This window comes from Tahibacter caeni (assembly GCF_024609805.1).
Lineage (GTDB): Bacteria > Pseudomonadota > Gammaproteobacteria > Xanthomonadales > Rhodanobacteraceae > Tahibacter > Tahibacter caeni.
Genome location: NZ_JANFVR010000400.1, coordinates 1 through 3,809, shown reverse-complemented (window position 1 = coordinate 3,809; position 3,809 = coordinate 1). Strand labels below are relative to the sequence as shown.

Sequence of the window (3,809 nt, the reverse complement as noted above, 5' to 3'; positions counted from 1 at the left end):
GCTTGCGCGCCGGGGTGGAACTCGCCGCCGCCGGCCGCCGCGTCTATGGCCTGCGGCGCAGCGCGGCCGCGCTGCCCGCGCCGCTGCAGGCCTTGCGTGCCGACCTGACCGATCCGGCCAGCCTGCGCGAGCTGCCCGACGACATCGCCGACGTCGTGTTCCTGCCGGCGCCGGGGCAGCGCGACGAGGCCGCCTATCGCGGGCTGTTCGTCGACGGGCTCGCCCATCTGCTGGACGCCTTGCAGCGGCGCACGGCGCTGCGCCGACTGATCTTCGTGTCGTCGAGCGCGGTCTACGGTGAACACGGCGGCGCCTGGATCGACGAGGACACGCCCTGCGTGCCGCTGGCCTTCAACGGCCGCCTGCTGCTGGATGCCGAGCGGCGTCTGGCCGGAATGCGCGAGGCCGTCGTCGCGCGCCTGTCGGGCATCTACGGGCCCGGGCGCCAGCGCCTGGTCAGTCAGGTCGTCGACGGCAGCGCGCGGCGTCCGGCGGGCGCGGCGGAGTTTTCCAATCGTATTCATGTGGACGATGCGGCCGGCGCGCTGGTGCACCTGCTCGGCCTGGAACGGCCGCAGGCCTGCTATCTCGTCAGCGACGACTATCCGGCTCCGCTGGCCGAAGTGCAGGCCTGGATCGCCGCCCAGCTGGCGCTGCCGCCGCCGCCGCCCGAACCGGCGCCGGGCCAGCGGGCCGTCGGCAACAAACGCCTGGCCAACCGCCGCCTGCGCGCCTCGGGCTATGCCTTGCGTTTTCCCGACTACCGTGCCGGCTATGCGCCGCTGCTGGGGGCTGTCCGCCGGCACGCCTGAGCGATTCCCCCGCAGGCGTGCGCGTCGCCGCATGCTGCGATGCGCCAAGCGGTGGACGGGTCGCGCTGGAAGTGCCGTTGCATGCTGTTACACTCCGGCACGCAAGAGCGCGGATTCCCCCCAACACGCCAGAAGCCGGCCCAGAAGAGGGATTTGTCATGTCCATCGCCAAGGTCATCGAAGTCAGCTCGGCGTCCCCCAAGGGCATCGACGACGCAGTCCAGTCCGGCCTGCTCAAGGTCGCCACGACGGTCAAGAACATCAAGGGCGCCTGGGTCAACGACATCAAGGTCGTCACCGACGACGACGGCAGGGTCCGCGAATGGCGCGTCAACATGCGCGTTAACTTCGTAGTCGAATGAGGAGCGGGGAATGGGCCGGAGGCTTGCGCAGGAAGCCGTTGCATGAGCAAGCATGAAGTGGTCATCGGCTTTCTCGAGGATGATGCCGATCAGGCCGAGCTGATTTCCCTGTGGCTGGAGCGCGCCGGCTATACGCCGCGGGTGTTCCGCAGCGCGAACGAGTTCCGCCGCCGCCTCGGCATCGAAGCCGTGGACCTGCTGCTGCTCGACTGGATGCTGCCCGACGCGACCGGCCTGGACGTTCTCGCCTGGATCCGCAATTCCACGAATGCCGAGCTGCCGGTCATCTTCCTGACGGCGCGCTCGCTCGACGAGGACATCGTCAAGGGCCTCGAGAGCGGCGGCGACGACTACGTCGTCAAGCCGCCGAAACAGGCCGAGCTGCTCGCGCGCGTCGCTGCCGTACTGCGGCGTAGGGGGGTGGATTCGGAAGCGAGCACCGACCTGTCGATTCCGCCCTACCATATCGACCTGATGCGCCGGCGCGTCGCGATCGAAGGCCGCGACATCGAGCTGACGCAGCGCGAGTTCGATCTGGCCACCTACCTGTTCCGGCGTCAGGGTCGCATCGTCAGCCGCGACGCGCTGCTCGAGAACGTCTGGAACATGAGCGCCCAGGTGTCGACGCGCACTGTGGACACCCACGTCAGCCGCCTGCGCAAGAAGCTCGAGCTCGGCGGCGAGCACGGCTGGCGCCTGACGGCGGTCTACCAGCACGGCTACCGGCTCGAACAAGCCTGATACGGGCGACGCGGACGCAGCGCTTTCGTGGAGAGCCAGACATGCCCAGCAAGCGCCAGCAGGCCGCCAAACCCCCGCGCAACGTGCCAGCCGCCGCGAACGCCGTGCGCGGCGCCGCGGTCCCGGCCGCGATGGAGAAGACAGTGAACGAGAAGAAGTCCGCCGTGCCCGATCTCAACGGCGCGGATCGCAACGTCGACCAGATCCGCGACATCCTGTTCGGCGGCCAGATGCGCGACTACGAGCGCCGCTTCCAGGAACTCAACGAACGCATCGAGGCGGATTTCGAAGGCCTGCGCCAGGACCAGGAACGCCGCTTCGCGCAGCTCGACAAGCGCCTCGACGAGCAGATCGACAAGCTCGGCCGCGCGTTGCGCCAGGAAGTGGCCGACCGTTCTGCGGCGACCGACGACCTCGAATCGCGCCTGCTGCAGGGCGCACGCGCGCAGCGCAGCGAGCTCGCTGCCGCGGTCGACACCTTGAACCACGACATGGCGGCCGGCGAGGAGCGCCTGCGCTCGGCGCTGGCCGAGCTCGATGCGGCGCTCAAGGAACAGTTCGCGCGCCACGGCCAGAGCCTGACGCGTTCGCGCGACGAACTGCGCGTCGAGAAGGTCGGTCGCGAGGACCTGGCCGCGCTGTTGACCGAAGTGGCGCTGCGCCTGAAGGGCGATTTCGACCTGCCCGGCGCCTGATCGCACGGCCGGCCCGCCATGGGCGAGCATCAACGCCTCAAGCAACTGATCCTCGGCGAGGAACTCGCCGAGCTCAACGCTCATGCGGAGCGCGTCGCCGCGCTCGAATCCGATCAGGCCGAACTGCCGCAGCGCCTGCCGGGCCTGTTGCAGCGCGCCCAGCGCGGCGAAGGCCGCCAACGCCTGGCCCAGGCGCTCAAGCTGCCGGTTTCCGACGCGCTGGCCGCGGCCGTGCGCTCGCAGCGCCAGAGCATCGTCGACGTGCTGTTTCCGGTCATCGGCCCGGCGATCCGCAAGGCGATCGCCGAGGCGATGCGCGACTTCAACGAGAACTTCAACCGCGCGCTCGAATCGAGCTTCACCCTGCGCGGCCTGCGCTGGCGCCTGGAATCCTGGCGCACCGGCCTGCCGTACGCGCAGGTCGTCATGCGCCACGCGCTGCACTATCGCCTCGATCATCTGTTCCTGATCGATCGCGACAGCGGCCTCGTGCTCGCGCGCGTGTCGGCGCCGGAACTGCCCGATCTCGATGCCGACGCGATCGCCGGCATGCTGACCGCGATCGGCGATTTCGTGCGCGATTCGGTCGGCAACGGCGCGGAAGGCGGCGGCCTGGACTCGGCCGGCGTCGGTGAGCACCTGGTCTGGGTGCTGCCGGGTCCGCGCGCCAATCTCGCCGCGTTCATCCGCGGCGCGCCGCCGCCGGCGCTGCGCACCCTGCTGCGCGAACGGCTGGAGCAGATCCATCTGACGCTCGACGAGGCACAGGTCGGGCCGACGCCGCAACACGAGGCCGAGATCCGCGACAGCCTGAGCCTGCAGCAGATCGAATCCGGCGTGCTGGCCGAGGAGACCCAGGCGCAGAGCGGCCTGCCGACGCGACGCTGGCCGCTGCTGCTGTTCCTGCTGGTCGTGCTCGCGGCGCTGACGGCCTGGGCCTGGCGCGAAGGGCAGTGGCAGCGCCAGCTCGCTGCGGTGAACCAGACGCTCGCGAACTGGCCCGGGCTGCATCTGGACCGCATCGACGATCTCGGCGGCCGGCGCATTCGCGTCGCCGGCCTCGTCGATGCGGCGGCCGAGCCGCCGCTGCCGGCGATCCGCGCGCTGCTGCCGGCCGGCGCGGCCGTCGAGCTGGATCTGCGCGGCTACTTGTCGACCGAGGATGCGATCGTGATGCGCCGCGCTCGCGCCGCGCTCGC

The 3,809-nt window shown here is 70.3% G+C and carries 5 protein-coding genes; all 5 read left to right on the top strand.

The window, feature by feature from the left end; genetic code table 11:
* Nucleotides 1-2 precede the first annotated feature (2 nt).
* The gene (locus tag NON22_RS21540; RefSeq protein WP_425508011.1) at nucleotides 3-812 is read left to right on the top strand and encodes an NAD-dependent epimerase/dehydratase family protein; all 810 of its coding nucleotides are present in this window, start codon (nucleotides 3-5) and stop codon (nucleotides 810-812) included.
* A 158-nt stretch (nucleotides 813-970) separates the two neighbouring features.
* A complete protein-coding gene (locus NON22_RS21535; protein ID WP_257389052.1) occupies nucleotides 971-1,174 on the top strand; it encodes a dodecin family protein in 204 nt (67 codons plus the stop codon).
* 42 nt (nucleotides 1,175-1,216) lie between these two features.
* Nucleotides 1,217-1,915, top strand: coding sequence for a response regulator transcription factor (locus tag NON22_RS21530; protein ID WP_257389051.1), 699 nt, complete (start codon nucleotides 1,217-1,219; stop codon nucleotides 1,913-1,915).
* Between the two features lie 41 nt (nucleotides 1,916-1,956).
* Nucleotides 1,957-2,610 (top strand): hypothetical protein, encoded by a 654-nt coding sequence (locus tag NON22_RS21525; protein WP_257389050.1) that lies wholly within the window; start codon nucleotides 1,957-1,959, stop codon nucleotides 2,608-2,610.
* 18 nt (nucleotides 2,611-2,628) lie between these two features.
* Nucleotides 2,629-3,809, top strand: a 1,181-nt coding sequence (locus NON22_RS21520; RefSeq protein ID WP_257389049.1) for a hypothetical protein, incomplete at its 3' end; no start/stop codon positions are given.

Coding starts and splice junctions, on each gene's coding strand:
- NON22_RS21535 (WP_257389052.1), top strand. CDS start 971: ATGTCCATCGCCAAGGTCATCGAAGTCAGCTCGGCGTCCCCCAAGGGC.
- NON22_RS21530 (WP_257389051.1), top strand. CDS start 1,217: ATGAGCAAGCATGAAGTGGTCATCGGCTTTCTCGAGGATGATGCCGAT.
- NON22_RS21525 (WP_257389050.1), top strand. CDS start 1,957: ATGCCCAGCAAGCGCCAGCAGGCCGCCAAACCCCCGCGCAACGTGCCA.